At 47.1% G+C, this 14,788-nt stretch carries 12 protein-coding genes and 1 pseudogene; 9 read left to right on the top strand and 4 right to left on the bottom strand.

The genetic code is table 11. The annotated features are described in order from the left end of the window. Positions 1–3 precede the first annotated feature (3 nt). Together mrdB and rlpA are read left to right on the top strand one after the other, a co-directional pair. A complete protein-coding gene (gene mrdB, locus Xkoz_RS14965) occupies positions 4–1,116 on the top strand; it encodes a peptidoglycan glycosyltransferase MrdB (protein WP_099141517.1) in 1,113 nt (370 codons plus the stop codon). A gap of 12 nt (positions 1,117–1,128) precedes the next feature. Beyond that, positions 1,129–2,091 carry an endolytic peptidoglycan transglycosylase RlpA gene (rlpA, locus tag Xkoz_RS14960; RefSeq protein WP_099141516.1) on the top strand — a complete coding sequence of 321 codons (963 nt, stop codon included), beginning with the start codon at positions 1,129–1,131 and terminating at the stop codon, positions 2,089–2,091. On the opposite strand, the gene Xkoz_RS24105 is transcribed toward rlpA, so the two are convergent. Next, positions 2,075–2,209 (bottom strand): hypothetical protein, encoded by a 135-nt coding sequence (locus Xkoz_RS24105; protein ID WP_279627394.1) that lies wholly within the window; start codon positions 2,207–2,209, stop codon positions 2,075–2,077. The genes rlpA and Xkoz_RS24105 overlap by 17 nt on opposite strands. A gap of 56 nt (positions 2,210–2,265) precedes the next feature. Between Xkoz_RS24105 and dacA the strand changes: the two genes are divergently transcribed. Together dacA and ybeD are read left to right on the top strand one after the other, a co-directional pair. Further along, positions 2,266–3,474, top strand: coding sequence for a D-alanyl-D-alanine carboxypeptidase DacA (gene dacA, locus Xkoz_RS14955; protein WP_099141515.1), 1,209 nt, complete (start codon positions 2,266–2,268; stop codon positions 3,472–3,474). 110 nt (positions 3,475–3,584) lie between these two features. After that, on the top strand, positions 3,585–3,848 hold the full coding sequence (gene ybeD, locus Xkoz_RS14950) for a DUF493 family protein YbeD (RefSeq protein WP_099141514.1): 264 nt from the start codon (positions 3,585–3,587) through the stop codon (positions 3,846–3,848). Between the two features lie 135 nt (positions 3,849–3,983). On the opposite strand, the gene Xkoz_RS14945 is transcribed toward ybeD, so the two are convergent. Further along, entirely contained in the window at positions 3,984–5,444 is a 1,461-nt protein-coding gene (locus Xkoz_RS14945) for a TrkH family potassium uptake protein (protein WP_099141513.1), read from the bottom strand. 170 nt (positions 5,445–5,614) lie between these two features. Here Xkoz_RS14945 and lipB point away from each other — a divergent pair, with 170 nt between their 5' ends. From lipB to crcB, 3 genes are all read left to right on the top strand, one after another. Then, a complete protein-coding gene (gene lipB, locus Xkoz_RS14940) occupies positions 5,615–6,262 on the top strand; it encodes a lipoyl(octanoyl) transferase LipB (RefSeq protein ID WP_208615222.1) in 648 nt (215 codons plus the stop codon). A 117-nt stretch (positions 6,263–6,379) separates the two neighbouring features. Further along, complete coding sequence (gene lipA, locus Xkoz_RS14935) at positions 6,380–7,345, top strand: lipoyl synthase (RefSeq protein ID WP_099141512.1); 966 nt, start codon at positions 6,380–6,382, stop codon at positions 7,343–7,345. A gap of 15 nt (positions 7,346–7,360) precedes the next feature. After that, positions 7,361–7,735: a fluoride efflux transporter CrcB gene (gene crcB, locus Xkoz_RS14930; RefSeq protein WP_099141547.1), complete on the top strand. Its 375-nt coding sequence runs from the start codon at positions 7,361–7,363 to the stop codon at positions 7,733–7,735. A gap of 79 nt (positions 7,736–7,814) precedes the next feature. On the opposite strand, the gene cspE is transcribed toward crcB, so the two are convergent. Both cspE and Xkoz_RS14920 read right to left on the bottom strand, forming a co-directional pair. Beyond that, positions 7,815–8,024 carry a transcription antiterminator/RNA stability regulator CspE gene (gene cspE / locus Xkoz_RS14925; protein ID WP_045969514.1) on the bottom strand — a complete coding sequence of 70 codons (210 nt, stop codon included), beginning with the start codon at positions 8,022–8,024 and terminating at the stop codon, positions 7,815–7,817. Positions 8,025–8,203: 179 nt separating this feature from the next. Continuing rightward, a pseudogene (locus tag Xkoz_RS14920) lies at positions 8,204–8,398 on the bottom strand (methylated-DNA--[protein]-cysteine S-methyltransferase); the annotation flags it as partial. 703 nt (positions 8,399–9,101) lie between these two features. Between Xkoz_RS14920 and Xkoz_RS14915 the strand changes: the two are divergent. Both Xkoz_RS14915 and Xkoz_RS14905 read left to right on the top strand, forming a co-directional pair. Further along, positions 9,102–9,326, top strand: coding sequence for a hypothetical protein (locus Xkoz_RS14915; protein WP_099141511.1), 225 nt, complete (start codon positions 9,102–9,104; stop codon positions 9,324–9,326). 346 nt (positions 9,327–9,672) lie between these two features. After that, positions 9,673–14,748, top strand: coding sequence for an RHS repeat domain-containing protein (locus tag Xkoz_RS14905; protein ID WP_099141509.1), 5,076 nt, complete (start codon positions 9,673–9,675; stop codon positions 14,746–14,748). The last annotated feature ends 40 nt before the right edge of the window (positions 14,749–14,788 follow it).

Below are 14,788 nucleotides of genomic sequence, written 5' to 3'. Positions count from 1 at the left end.
ACTATGACAGACTCATCAAACAAGGTTCCTTTTTGGACCCGACTACATATCGATATTCCGCTACTGCTGTGCGTTTTGGCATTGCTGATCTACAGCCTGTTTATTATGTGGAGCGCCAGTGGGCAAGATATCGACATGATGGAGCGAAAAATAGGCCAGGTCATCATGGGGCTTATCGTGATGATTGCCTTAGCTCAAATTCCTCCACGCATATACGAAAATTGGGCGCCTTATCTTTATATTGCCTGTGTCATTTTGCTCATCTTCGTTGATGTTTTTGGGCAGATTAGTAAGGGGGCGCAGCGCTGGCTGGATCTGGGCATTGTGCGCTTTCAGCCATCAGAAATTGCCAAAATCGCTGTGCCTTTGATGGTGGCTCGCTTTATGAATCGAGATCTGTGTCCACCTTCGCTGAAAAATACGGGCATTGCACTGGTCTTGACCTTTGTTCCTACTCTGCTGGTCGCAGCGCAACCCGATTTAGGCACCTCTATACTGATTGCGGCCTCTGGGATATTCATCCTCTTTTTGGCGGGAATGAATTGGAAGTTAATTGGCGTTGCCGTTTTACTGCTTGCCTGTTTCATCCCAATATTGTGGTTCTTCCTGATGCATGATTACCAACGCGCCCGCGTTATGATGCTATTAGACCCGGAAAGTGATCCATTGGGCAAAGGCTACCATATCATCCAATCCAAAATTGCGATTGGCTCAGGGGGAATATTTGGAAAAGGCTGGCTACAAGGCACTCAATCGCAACTGGAATTCCTGCCGGAGCGACATACCGACTTTATTTTCGCCGTTTTATCTGAAGAGTTAGGGTTAATTGGCGTTTTGGTTTTGCTCGGACTTTATTTGCTCGTCATTATACGTGGTTTGTTTATAGCCACCCAAGCGCAAAACACCTTTGGCCGGGTCATGGTCGGAGGATTAATACTGATTTTCTTTGTCTATATCTTTGTCAATATCGGCATGGTAAGCGGTATCCTGCCGGTAGTCGGTGTCCCCCTGCCGTTGATTAGTTATGGGGGATCGGCATTGATTGTCCTGATGGCGGGGTTCGGCATTATCATGTCGATACATACACATCGTAAGTTATTGTCCAAAAGTCTATGAGGAAGAAGTTTCATGCGTCAACAGTGGCTTATACTTAGCATCGTTACAGTACTACTATCAGGCTGTAACCTAACCGGTAGCGATCAGACATCTTCCCTTCCCGCAGTTCCGACTCGTGATGTTTTGGGTGCTGAGCCTCTCTATGAGCCTTACCATCCAAGCGCTAATCGAGATTATCAACGGGATGGGCAAACCTATCACATCGTGCAAGATCCGGCTCATTTTACCCAAACCGGTTATGCCAGTTGGTTCGGTGAAGGGTCCAATGGAAAACTGACGGCAATTGGTGAACGGGCCAGCCCCTATGCGTTAGAGGCAGCACATCCGACGTTACCGATTCCCAGTTATGTTCGTGTGACCAACTTAAGCAATGGGCGCATGATGATTGTCAGGATCAATGATCGCGGTCCTTACAATAAGCCGGGAAAAATCATTGAATTATCTCGTGCCGCAGCAGAACGGCTCAATTTAATGCCACAGAGCAAAGTGAAATTGGATGGTATCCTCGTTTCACCTGATGGCTCACTTTCCGGTTTAGGCACTGCAGGATCGACGTTCGTTAAGCAGAGCTTTGCTTTACCTGAAAGGCCTAATCTGGGTTCCCCGTCATCAACGCCGCCTGCGGTGACAGATGATCCTGCTGACAAAAAGACTGTGCAGCCGTTAGCAACAGAGCAAGCGCCGGCTGAAAATACAGCCGGCCAATCGGTTACTCCTCCGTCGGTGGCAACCCCTTCAGCGCCAGAATCAGCAAGCGGTTTTATGGTGCAAGTCGGCGCAGTCAGTACTGAACAAAAAGCCAAAGACTGGCAACAATCGTTGAGCCAGCGCTTTGATGTCCAAGGGCGTATTATCCAATTTGGTAACGTCTTTCGCGTCCAACTGGGGCCATTCAATAGCCGCCAGCAAGCGCTGGAGCTACAAAAAAAATTGACGGATCAGATGCATCAATCCTCGTTTATTGTTGCGCCCTGAACCCTGAACCCTGAATCCGAATGGCGATAAATAGCATCACCGCCTGCTGATATTTTCCTGTCAGCAGGCAGATAAAATCGGCGGCATCAATTTTGTTTAATGTCAGCTTTTTTTTCATTTGTTATTATGTCACTTATTATCAATCCTTCTCTCACGGATGTTATCTAATCAATCATGAAATACATCGTTACTTCCCGTCTTATTAAAAATGCCACGTTAGGCATTGCCCTCGCTGCCAGTGTTTCCGTATCTGCCAACGCGGATGATAATTTCAAAACCATGATCCCAGGCGTGCCAGAACTGGATTCAGAGGCCTATATTCTGATTGATTACAACTCAGGAAAGGTATTGGCCGAAAAGAGTGCAGATGTCCGCCGCGATCCCGCAAGTCTGACCAAAATGATGACCAGCTATGTCATTGGCCAGGCCATCAAATCAGGCAAAATCAAACCGGATGATATCGTGACTGTCGGTAAAGATGCCTGGGCAACGGGTAATCCGATATTTAAAGGTTCGTCCCTGATGTTTTTAAAACCGGGTGATCAGGTTTCTGTCGCTATGCTCTCCCGTGGTATCAACCTGCAATCGGGCAACGATGCGTGTGTCGCGATGGCAGACTATGTGGCAGGCAGCCAAGATGCATTCGTCAGTTTGATGAATCAATATGTGCAAAGTTTGGGGCTGAAAAATACACATTTTCAAACCGTTCACGGTCTGGATGCCAACGGGCAATACAGCTCCGCCCATGATATGGCATTGATTGGTCGAGCCTTAATCCGCGATGTGCCGGATGAATACGCTATCTACAAAGAAAAAGATTTTACTTACAACAACATCCACCAGCCTAATCGCAATGGTTTGCTGTGGGATAAGAGCCTGAGTGTTGACGGTATTAAAACAGGCCACACCAGCGGCGCAGGATATAACCTGGTTGCTTCGGCTACCGAAGGCAATATGCGCCTGATTTCGGCTGTGATGGGCAGCCCAACCTCCAGAGGACGTGAAACCGACAGCAAAAAACTGCTGACGTGGGGCTTCCGTTTCTTCGAAACCGTTTCACCACTGCAAGTCGGTAAGGAATTTGCGTCAGAGCCAATCTGGTTTGGTGATACGGATAAGGTCCAACTGGGCGTTGAACAAGATGTTTACCTGACTATCCCTCGTGGTCGTTTGAAAGACCTGAAAGCCAGCTATGTATTGGACAATACCGAACTGCATGCACCACTCGCCAAAAATCAAGTTGTTGGAACCATCAACTTCCAGCTTGATGGTAAAACCATTGAACAACGCCCATTAGTCGTGATGCAGGAAGTCAAAGAGGGTGGTTTCTTTAGCCGCCTAATCGACTATATCCGACTGATGTTCCATCATTGGTTCGGTTAATCCCTTGAAAGGCGATTATTGAGCCTTATATTAATGACATATCGTTATAAAATTATCACGCCACGGTAGATCAATCACTATGCCGTGGCAAATCTCTTTTAGGAGCGCCCATGAAAACGAAATTAAATGAACTGCTTGAGTTCCCTTGCTCATTCACCTACAAAGTGATGGGATTAGCTCAACCTGAGCTGCTGGATCAAGTAATTGAAGTCGTTCAGCGCCATGCACCGGGCGATTACTCCCCAATCGTGAAACCAAGCAGCAAAGGCAATTACCATTCTGTCTCCATTACCATCAATGCGACCCATATTGAGCAAGTTGAAACCTTGTATGAAGAGTTAGGTAAGCTGGAGTTGGTTCGCGTAGTGCTGTGATGGTGCAATCGTACTGTTAAAAAGGCTTACGCGATTTTGCAAAACACCATGTACTGCCATCCGGTACAGGCAGCAGTACATGATAACCTTTTAAATATATTGGCACATATCAACTTATTTATGGCTAAAGGCTGCTCAAAAACGCCAAAACGCTTTTGAACATAAAATCAGTATTGGGTAAATTTCCAACCGTCCCAACAACATGGCCGCACACATCATCCATTTTGCTATGGGATCAAGATCTCCGAAGCCTTGCGCCGTCGTGCCATATCCTATCCCCATATTATTGATGCATGCGGCAGTAGTCGCAAATGAAGTGACCAAATCATAACCGAGCAAGTTCAAAGCCCAGACAAAGAAACAACTAAAAAAGACATAGAGGAAGAAGAACCCCCAGACAGAACGCAGCACTCTTTCCTGAACCGCAGATTGACCAATTTTAATCGTTGAGATGGCATTTGGATGAATGAGCTGGTTAATTTCACTGAAGCTCTGTTTTGCCAGGATCATAAAACGGAGGGCTTTTATGCCTCCACACGTTGATCCCACGCAGCCACCAAAAAAACTGACAGCAAGCAACAATAATATCGTATGGGGAGGCCACTGGGCATAATCAGAAGTCGCCAAGCCATTATCCGTCATCATGGAACTGGTCATGAAAAAGCCATGAACAAAGGCTTCTTTCACGCCATACATGCCGGAACGGTATAATTCCAGCCAGATAATGGCAACGATCGCCGCCAATACCAGCAAGAAAAATTGCAGTTCAGCATTTTTTAGTAGTGGTTTTAAGCTCCTGCGCGTCAAGGCGATAAAATAGAGCGTAAAGTTGACCGCTGACAGGACCGAAAAAACCCCCCCCACCATTTCAATGGCGGCGCTGTCGTAATAACCCAGGCTTTCATTACGGGTAGAAAATCCCCCCAAGGAAACCGTTGAGATCCCATGGCAGATAGCATCAAACCACGACATACCTGCCGCCCAGAAGCTGACTGAACAAATCCCTCCCAGCAACAAATACACAACCCATAGGCTCTTAGCACTGTCTGCAAGCCGTGGCGTCAAGCGTTCTTCTTTAAAAGGGCCGGGCATTTCTGATTGATACAGTTTGGCGCCACCAATTCCCAGTAAAGGCAAAATAGCAACAGCCAGGACGATGACACCTAAGCCGCCGATAAAATTGAGCTGGGCACGGTAATAGAGCATGGATTTGGGCAGGGCTGAAACATCATTCAATACCGTGGCACCGGTGGTCGTGATGCCAGATATTCCTTCGAACATCGCATCCACCAGATTGATATTTAAGCTATTGTCGAGCAAAAAAGGCAAGGCACTGAGCAACGAAAAGAGCAACCAGAAGAGTACAATGATAAGAAATCCATCTTGCGTACTGGGCTGCGCCTTAGTTTTACGGGTAAAGTACCAGCCTACTCCGCCGGTAACCAAGCCAATGACAAATGTTTCAAAAAAAGCAAAAACACTTTTTTCTTGATAAAACAAAGCCACAGAAAAAGGCAGCAACATTGAGAGGCTATAAAGGAGCACCAGAAAACTACAAAGATGCCCAACAATGAGAAGTTGGTTTTTTTTGACCATCTGTTAGCTCAAAAAGGAGATTAAAGAGAAAATTACCAAAATATATAACCATGATAATATAAAATAAAAATATATTCTTCTAATGAACAATATTATTACATTAAGTCATTCTCAAACTGGTGGGAATCCTCTTACAGCGTTATACTGACGGGCACTTTTGTTAACGAATGATGAAATTTCCATTGCAACATAACACCGTTATTTTACGCCAGTTAGGTATTCAGCCCTACGAACCGGTTTCTGATGCCATGCACCAATTCACCGAACAACGTACGGCAGAAACACCGGATGAAATCTGGCTTGTCCAACACGAAAAAGTCTTTACGCAAGGTCAGGCCGGCAAAACTGAGCATATACTTGCACCTGGTGATATCCCTGTTGTCCAGTCAGACAGGGGAGGACAAGTCACTTATCATGGTCCCGGACAGCAGGTCATGTATGTTTTGATTGACTTGAAACGGGCAAAAATCGGGGTGCGTCAATTGGTCACTTCAATCGAAAATACCGTGATTGAAACGCTGGCACATTTTGGTGTGGAAGCCTATGCCCGTCCGGATGCACCAGGCGTTTATGTTGCAGGTAACAAAATATGCTCCCTTGGTTTGCGTATCCGCAAAGGATGCTCTTTCCATGGTCTGGCACTGAATATTGCAATGGACTTACAGCCATTTTTACGCATCAACCCTTGTGGTTATGCAGGCATGCAGATGATCCAACTCAGTGACCTCGTCACCGGAGTAACGATTAAAGATGTACAACCCGTTCTGGTGGAAAAATTCTGTCAGATCTTGGGATTTCAACTCATCAATGAAAGATGATATAATTTTTTAACATTTTTCAAAAAAATTTGAATGGACTTATTGCCTCGATATTTTTCTCATCACCACCAGGCAGTAAGTCAAAATCTGAAGAATATAACTGGAACCAGCACGATTATGAGTAAACCAATTCAGATGGAACGTGGTGTCAAATACCGCGACGCAGACAAGATGGCTTTGATCCCGGTGAAAACAATCGCCACAGAACGTGAAGCACTCTTGCGTAAACCTGAGTGGATGAAAATCAAACTTCCTGCGGATTCCAGCCGCATTCAGGGTATCAAAGCGGCAATGCGCAAAAATGGGTTGCATTCCGTCTGTGAAGAAGCCTCCTGCCCTAACCTTGCGGAGTGCTTTAACCACGGAACCGCCACTTTTATGATCCTCGGCGCCATCTGTACTCGTCGCTGTCCATTCTGTGACGTCGCTCATGGTCGCCCAAATGCACCTGATGCCAATGAACCTATCAAGCTCGCGCAGACTATCCAGGATATGAAGCTGCGTTATGTCGTTATCACCTCTGTTGACCGTGATGATTTGCGTGATGGTGGTGCCCAGCATTTTGCTGACTGTATCGCAGCTATTCGTGAAAAAAACCCATCAATTAAGATCGAAACTTTGGTGCCGGATTTCCGCGGCCGTATGGATCGTGCCCTGGAAATTCTGACTGCAACCCCGCCTGATGTGTTCAACCATAATTTGGAAAACGTGCCACGGGTTTATCGTCAAGTTCGTCCGGGCGCTAACTATGACTGGTCGTTGAAACTATTGGAAAAATTCAAGGCAGCGCATCCAGATATCCCAACTAAATCAGGCTTAATGGTGGGATTAGGCGAAACCAACGAAGAAATTTTAGAGGTGATGCGCGATTTACGCAGACACGGTGTCACCATGCTGACTTTGGGGCAATATTTACAACCAAGCCGCCATCACTTACCGGTGCAGCGTTATGTCAGCCCCGCTGAATTTGATGAAATGAAAGAAGCCGCGTTAGAGATGGGCTTTACTCATGCTGCCTGTGGCCCGTTTGTTCGCTCTTCTTACCATGCTGACTTGCAGGCCAAGGGCATCGAAATCAAATAAGTGGTTTCCACCATCATAATGAATATTGTGTTTGCTGTATTTATTGGTGGTGGTCTGGGGAGCGTACTGCGCTGGCTCATCAGCCTCCGCCTGAACAGTCCTTCCTCCCCCATTGCCGTTGGTACACTGGCGGCTAATTGTATTGGCGCATTTATCATTGGGTTAGGTTTGGCCTACTTTAACAAAGCCACACACCTCGATCCGGTTTGGAAGCTAATGCTAACGACAGGTTTTTGCGGAGGGTTAACCACCTTTTCCACTTTTTCTGTCGAAGTGGTTTATCTCTTACAGGCAGGAAAAATAGGTTGGGCGCTAGCCAGTCTCTTGATGAATGTGATTGGTTCATTGTTGATGACAACATTGGCTTTTGCACTCATGAACAAACTGTAATGATCTGATAACCCTCTAAAAACCCATAAGATAAAAAAACCCGTTATCAAAACGGGTTTTCAAAATATGGGATTCGAAATTAGATTGCGACAACGTTTGCAGCAGATGGACCTTTCGCACCCTCAGTAATTTCAAACTCTACTTTTTGGCCTTCGGCCAGAGTCTTAAATCCGTTAGACTGAATGGCTGAAAAGTGTACAAAAACATCCTTACTACCATCTTCCGGAGTGATAAAACCGAACCCTTTGGATTCATTAAACCACTTAACGTTACCTTTAATTTTTGACATTAAAACTTACCTTTAATAAACAAGACACGAACTCAGCGTCACGACGTACAGTACAGCAAATAATATAGTCCACTGTCTGCAACATAGATCACGAAACATATAACCGAATGTAAAAAAACAGACTTTTTGTTTAATTACATTGATTGATTTTATACGTCAATGGTGGTTTCACAAATAAATTAGCGTTTTATTTTACTTCTGTTTACTTTTCTGCTCTTTTCATGAGCCAGTAACCACCTTTTGATCGCCAGCCCACCGGTATAGCCGACCAATTTACCATCATGTCCAATCACCCGATGACAAGGCACGATTAATGAAATAGGATTGCGTGAATTTGCCATACTGACCACACAACAATAATTGACCGAACCCAACATTCGCCCAAAATACGCCTGCTGAGAATGTGAAAAAAACTTCCAGGACAACCATCAAACTGTCTCCAATGCCCGGCAGGAAGCATGGCTGTTCAGCCCGCCCGCGGGGCACAGGCCAGTGCCGGATCTGGAAAAGAGCAAAAAGCAAGGTGGTTATTCGCTGGCGCTTACCTTCAAATAGACAATAAAATTATTTAAATAAACTCACATCATAAAATAGTCTTATAAAAAAGAGTTCAATAAAAATAATTTGTTATTATTTCCACGAGGATTTCCATCTTTTATTTATATAAACTTAATTAATGAAATATTTATTTTTATTATTTTATTGGAAATGTTTTAATGCGTAGTCTAATATTTATATATGTCAATATTAATTATAGAATGTCGTTGTCGTTTTTTAATTGAATCCCGTTCGTCGTATTGGGCGTACATTTTATCTCATTAAATAATATTATATTTTCATGGAACTATTCCTAGTATAGTTCCGTTTGCATTTTAGAAAAATAAAAAAACCCTCAAGATAATCACTACATCTATGCCACTGATAATTATCAATTTTCTATTCATGATGTTGATATTAAAAATACTATAAAACGATAACGACACTTTTAGATATGATTACCGAAGGTTTACTCATCACACAACAGATAGTCATCTTTATCTTTGGTTTCTGTGGGGGAAATATCAGGCTAGGAGAATAGTGGGCGCTGATTATCAGTCTAAAAAATATTATTTTCCTGATTCTGGTAGCACTATAACTAGGGAAGCGACTCCACAAGTCAAAATAGACACAACACCACGTACTGATGTGGTTAGTTTGAGTCGACTTTATTTCAAAAAACCAATAGACAATTTTTGGGTTGATGAAGCGAACCAAGTGCCACAATTTAAATTTCGTGATGTTTATGGCAATGAATCAGTCTAGCTAAAAATTATCATGGATGTCACGGGCAATGATAACGAATTTCACCTACAGGAAGGGTAAAACAGTCTATACCCTATGGATTTCAAGATGCAGCGCGGCGGCAAGGGAATGAACCCCCAGGAGCATAGATAACTCTGTGACTGGGGTGAATGAGCGCAGCCAACAAAGCGGCAACTTGAAAGACGACGGGTATATACCAATCTAACTTCAAGTTGCCGTTTGCAAACCAACGAGAGTGTTTATATCTCCCCGCTTCGCGGGGAGATATAAGACGCATCTTGAAAGGCGATTGGTATATCGCGTTTTAACGACCACAATATTCTGCTCTCAAAGACAGGTGATTAAGATGAGTGATAATTTTTTCTCCCAGGCCGCTAATTTTCAGAGCACAGCAACGGGCCAAGTCGATCCGCGTACCGGGTTATTTAATTACGCGATGCCGCTGGCACACCTTATCGGCAATAACCAGCTTGGGCCAGAGCAGACTTTCGCACTGTCTTATAGCCCGCTCAATTCGGGCAATATTGGTTTTGGCATCGGTTTTTCGCTGGGGCTCACGCACTATAATGCGGAACACCGGTTGTTAATGCTTTCAACCGGCGAACAGTATAAAGTCTTTGAAACCGATGAGCGGGTCTTTTTGAAACAATACAAGCAGGATGTGATTCGGTTTGAAAAAGATGTCGAACAAAATGTTTACCGGGTCATCCATAAATCCGGTCAGGTGGAAATACTGACCGGTCCCCGGAATCTTTATGATCTCAAAGTCCCCACTCACATTATCAACCCACTGGGATGTACTCTGACACTGGATTGGGATTATGGGGGGAAGCCAATCCCCCGCCTTGTTTCAGTCTCAGACGAAAGTCAGGTGCTGTTAAAAATCCAGTATCATACGGCTATCTATACCCGGATTATGGTCTGGCCCGACACACCGGAATCTTATGTTATCCGATTAAACTTTGAGAATGACCGGGTGACTCAGATCCATAATGAGTCGGGTGACCAAACGTTAAGCTGGAAACTGGGGTATGACTCAGGCAGCGGATTCTTAACCCGGATTTCATCACCGACCGGCATGACTGAATTTGTGAATTACGATTTGGAGGGGCATGACTTCCCCAGTGACGCCCACCTGCCACCGTTGCCTTATGTCACCCGGCACACTCAACAAATCAAGCCAGGTTCTGACATCATCAGGGACTATGAATATACCGAATATAATTTTCTGGGGTACGGCAGTCATGGGAGCTGGAATGAGAATGATGACTATCTCTACGGGGTCCTGACAAATTATCACTACGGCTCAACCGAGCATTGGAATAATGGCACAGAACAGCGGCATATTACCCGGCGTTACAATAATTACCACCTGCTGATTTCAGAAAACGCACAGCAAAACAGTTGTCAGCGTCAGCACAAGACAAAATATTATGCCCACATTGGACAAAGTTTTGATAACCAGCCGCCGCAGTTCCAGTTACCGCAATCCGCGACAGTGCGTTTTATCAGTGACAGTGGCCAGCGGGAAGAAGTGACGCAGACTGAATTTGATGCGGCGGGCAACCCGACCGTTCAGGTCGCCCCGGATGGCACCCGTACTGAATGGGTATATTACCCCGCAGAAGGGGAAACCGATCAGTGTCCGGCGGACCCCCACGGGTTTGTGCGTTACGTTAAATCTAAAACTGTGACGCCAGCACCGACAGCGGGCTATAACGATGCGCCGGTGCATCACGTGCGCTATCGTTATGAAACCTTATCCACCCGTTCCGGCAGCCCGAACACCTATGCCGTGGTGTGTACCCGGCAAGAAATGTACAGCGGCAGCCAGTTACTGCAAGCCAGCCAAACCCATTATGTGGATCAGCCGGATCAGCCCCACCACGGGCGGGTGGCATTGATTGAAGAAACGGTCTACAGCGCGCCGGATAACAGGTCAACGGACACCTTGCCGCACTGGACCAGCCAGACGCGCTTCAGCTACAGCCTGACAGACGGAGAGCTGCAAAATACCGTGCAGTGGTGCGGACATGACGGGCTGACCGTCAGTGGCCTCCAGGTGACATCGTGTGTCAGCGGCAAACTCTTGCGGGGACAAGACCCACTGAATTGTACGGCACACTATACCTATGATGCACTGGGACGCCTGCTGAAACAGGAGGATAATGCCGGCACGGATTACGCCCGCGATATTCAGTTTACTTATACCATTGAAGAAAATAACGTGCCCACCACCACCCAACAGGATGTTTGGGGCAATCAGACACGCACCCGGTTTAACGGAAAAGGACAGCCTTATCAAAAGGAAATACTGGCGAAAGGGCAGGAAGCGGCGGGCTGGCGTCAAGTGTCGGGCATCGAGCGGGACAGCTGGGGCCGGGCTATCACGAAAACCTACCATGACTGGTTACCAACGGAAACAGATCCGGAAAAAGAGGCACAGGTCAGGCAGGTTTCCGTTCGCCAGCAAACCACTTACAACAACTGGGGTCAACCCTGCCTGGTCACGGATGACACCGGAAAACGGTTGCGGCAGGAGTATGATCCGGTCACGCTGACAACCCGGCATCAGATGGAAGCGGATGGCCTGTCGTTCAGTTATACAGAAACCGTCTACGACCTGCGGCACCAGCCGTTGACCGTAACGCAATATGACAGTCAGGGACAACCGGCCAGCCAGCAACAAAACGATTATGACGGACTGGGGCGATTACGCGCCACGGTGGATGCGCTGGGGCAGAAGACCGAGTACGGTTATGATGCCTTTAACCGGGTATCGGTGATCCAGTACAGCGATGGCACCGTGGTGCGCAAAAGTTATGCGCCGTTCAGCGTCGGGGCGTTACTGACACAGATAGAAGCCGACGGAAAAGTGCTGGGTATCCGTGAGTTTGACAGCCTGCACCGGGTGATATCCACCACGGTTAGCGACCGTACCCACCGGGCGACCTATCAGGCCAATAATCCGGCACCGATAGCGGTCACCGATGCGCAGGGGCAGACATCGCAGCAACAACATGAACCCCGGCTGGGCAACGCGTTGCTCCAGATGATCACCACGGGTATCCAGCAAAACTTTACCTATGAGGCTAAAACCGGCGCGATGGTCCGGGCGGTGACGGCACAGCAGGCTGTTCAGCAACTCAATTATACCCCGGACGGGCAGTTACAGCAGGAAAGTGTGCGTTTTGACGATACCGGTGCAGGCGCGGCCCGGAACGCAGAATACCGTTACTCGCCAGCGGGCAGGCTGACAGAATACCGGGGATTTTCAACGGCGGAAAACCGAACCCAGCGGCTGCGTTTTGATACGCTGGGGCGGCCGGTTGAAATGGCTGACGAGGCTCTCAGTGTGACCTTTTCCTATGATGCCGCCAGCCGGCTTAACCGCTGGACGGTACAGGATAAAAAAACAACGCAGCAACTGATGACTACGCTGAAGTGGGATGATTTTGGCCGGGAAACGGAACGCCGGATTGAAAGCGACACCGACATACTGACGCTGACGCAGACCTATACCGTTATCGGTCAGATAGCGAGCCGGGCGACCCACTCACAACAGGCCGGATTGTTACGGCAGGAAAGCTACACTTACGACCCTGCCCGCCGCTGGCTGACGGATTATCAGTGCACGGGGAGCGAGTGCCCACGGGATGCTTATGGTATGACGCTGACCCGCCAGCAGTTCACTTATGATCGGCTGGGTAATATCCTGACTTGTATCACCACGCTGGCGGATGGCAGCAGTGATACGGCGACGTTCAGTTACAGCCCGTCCGATGCCTGCCAGTTACAGCGTATTACTCATACCCATCCGGGCTATCCGGCGGAAATTACGCTGGCTTACGATAAAAACGGGCGGCTGATCCGGGATGAGGCCGGGCGAGAGCTTACCTACGATGCGCTGGGCCAGCTCACCTCCGCCACGCTGAACGAAAACACCTGTGGTTACGGGTACGATGCGGCGGGTCGGCTGGCACTGCAACGACTGAACGATACACAGACGCAGGAACTGTATTATTGGGGCAACATACGGGTGATGGAAGTATTGCGGGAAAGCGGGACAGAAACCCACCGGGTACAGGCGAACGGCGTGCCGGCGGCAACCGTCACCGACAGTGGCACGCATTTACTGGGTACTGACCAGCAAGGCAGTGTGCTGGTGAGCCTACAGCATCCCGATACCCTGACCCGCTATCGCTACACGCCGTATGGGCAGCAGGCAACAAACGAACAGGATCCCGCTCAGCCCGCGTATACCGGGGAAGCCTTCGATCCGGTGGGCGGCGGTTATCATCTGGGCAATGGCTACCGGACCTACAATCCGGTACTCATGCGGTTTACTGCCCCGGATAGCTTAAGCCCGTTTGGTGCCGGGGGGCTGAACCCCTATGCATACTGTTTGGGTGATCCGATAAACCGGAGCGATCCCAGCGGGCATATAAGCCTGGGCAGTATTCTGGGCATTGTCTTTGGGACAATAGGTCTGGTCATTGGGCTGGCAATGGCGATCCCGACGGGAGGTGCGTCTCTGACAATTAGCGGCGCGATTTTAGCGGGGATCGGCTTTTTGGGCGATGCGACCGGAATTACCAGTGCGGCGATGGAAGAGAGCAACCCGCAGGCATCAGCGGTGCTGGGCTGGGTATCCCTCTCCCTGGGAGCATTAAGTTTAGGCAGCGGGCTGCTGGGCGGGCTGGCGCGGGGAATGCGGCAAACCGGTGAAAGGTTAACCGAGAGTTTTTCTCATGGCCTGAGTGGCAGGGGGGCAGAGGTGGCGGGAAGTAGCCATAGCTACACTACGGCTGGCTCTCTGACTGTAAGAGAAACAGAGTATGTACGCAGTTTCAGGCAGATTAAGAACCAGGCTGGCCGAGATATTGTGGAAACTATAGGCAATAGCCAGATAAATAATATCGAAATTAATTTGGATAATCTGAGTAGGAGTATAGCTAATCCTTACGAGTATCAATCAACTTATGGAAAGGTTTTAAAATTAGGTTTTTGGGAAACTTCCAGTGGAAGTAATATATGGAGAATAGATAATTCTGTTTCAGTAAAACTTTTTACTGAACAAAGTACTCATGTGAATATTACAGACAGTATTTATTTAAGATTATATGCGCAATTTATTACTGATGATACTGCTGTAACACACGTTACCAATACTAATACAATACGTTCACTCATTGATTATAATTTTACACATCAAACACCTTTTGATGAGATAAGAATGTCACAAATACTACAACTGTGGGGGATGAACAACTATAGAGGAATGTTTAAAGATTGGGCTGCGGCTGATTTATTACTTAGATTTCCTCATAAAGAACAAATAATACAAGAAGTAACAGGTGTTATTTCTCTTAATGACCCATTATCTTATGCTTTATTATATAATATTCTTTTTCCAAATTAAATTTCATAATGATTTTGAGGTTATGATTGTGAAATATGCA

Origin of the sequence: Xenorhabdus kozodoii, from assembly GCF_002632875.1 — a bacterium.
In the GTDB taxonomy this organism is placed as follows: Bacteria; Pseudomonadota; Gammaproteobacteria; order Enterobacterales; family Enterobacteriaceae; genus Xenorhabdus; species Xenorhabdus kozodoii.
This window is presented reverse-complemented; position numbering and strand designations above follow the sequence as displayed.

Coding starts and splice junctions, on each gene's coding strand:
- lipA (WP_099141512.1), top strand. CDS start 6,380: ATGAGTAAACCAATTCAGATGGAACGTGGTGTCAAATACCGCGACGCA.
- cspE (WP_045969514.1), bottom strand. CDS start 8,024: ATGTCAAAAATTAAAGGTAACGTTAAGTGGTTTAATGAATCCAAAGGG.
- lipB (WP_208615222.1), top strand. CDS start 5,615: ATGAAATTTCCATTGCAACATAACACCGTTATTTTACGCCAGTTAGGT.
- dacA (WP_099141515.1), top strand. CDS start 2,266: ATGAAATACATCGTTACTTCCCGTCTTATTAAAAATGCCACGTTAGGC.
- Xkoz_RS14945 (WP_099141513.1), bottom strand. CDS start 5,444: ATGGTCAAAAAAAACCAACTTCTCATTGTTGGGCATCTTTGTAGTTTT.
- Xkoz_RS14905 (WP_099141509.1), top strand. CDS start 9,673: ATGAGTGATAATTTTTTCTCCCAGGCCGCTAATTTTCAGAGCACAGCA.
- Xkoz_RS24105 (WP_279627394.1), bottom strand. CDS start 2,209: ATGAAAAAAAAGCTGACATTAAACAAAATTGATGCCGCCGATTTTATC.
- mrdB (WP_099141517.1), top strand. CDS start 4: ATGACAGACTCATCAAACAAGGTTCCTTTTTGGACCCGACTACATATC.
- ybeD (WP_099141514.1), top strand. CDS start 3,585: ATGAAAACGAAATTAAATGAACTGCTTGAGTTCCCTTGCTCATTCACC.
- rlpA (WP_099141516.1), top strand. CDS start 1,129: ATGCGTCAACAGTGGCTTATACTTAGCATCGTTACAGTACTACTATCA.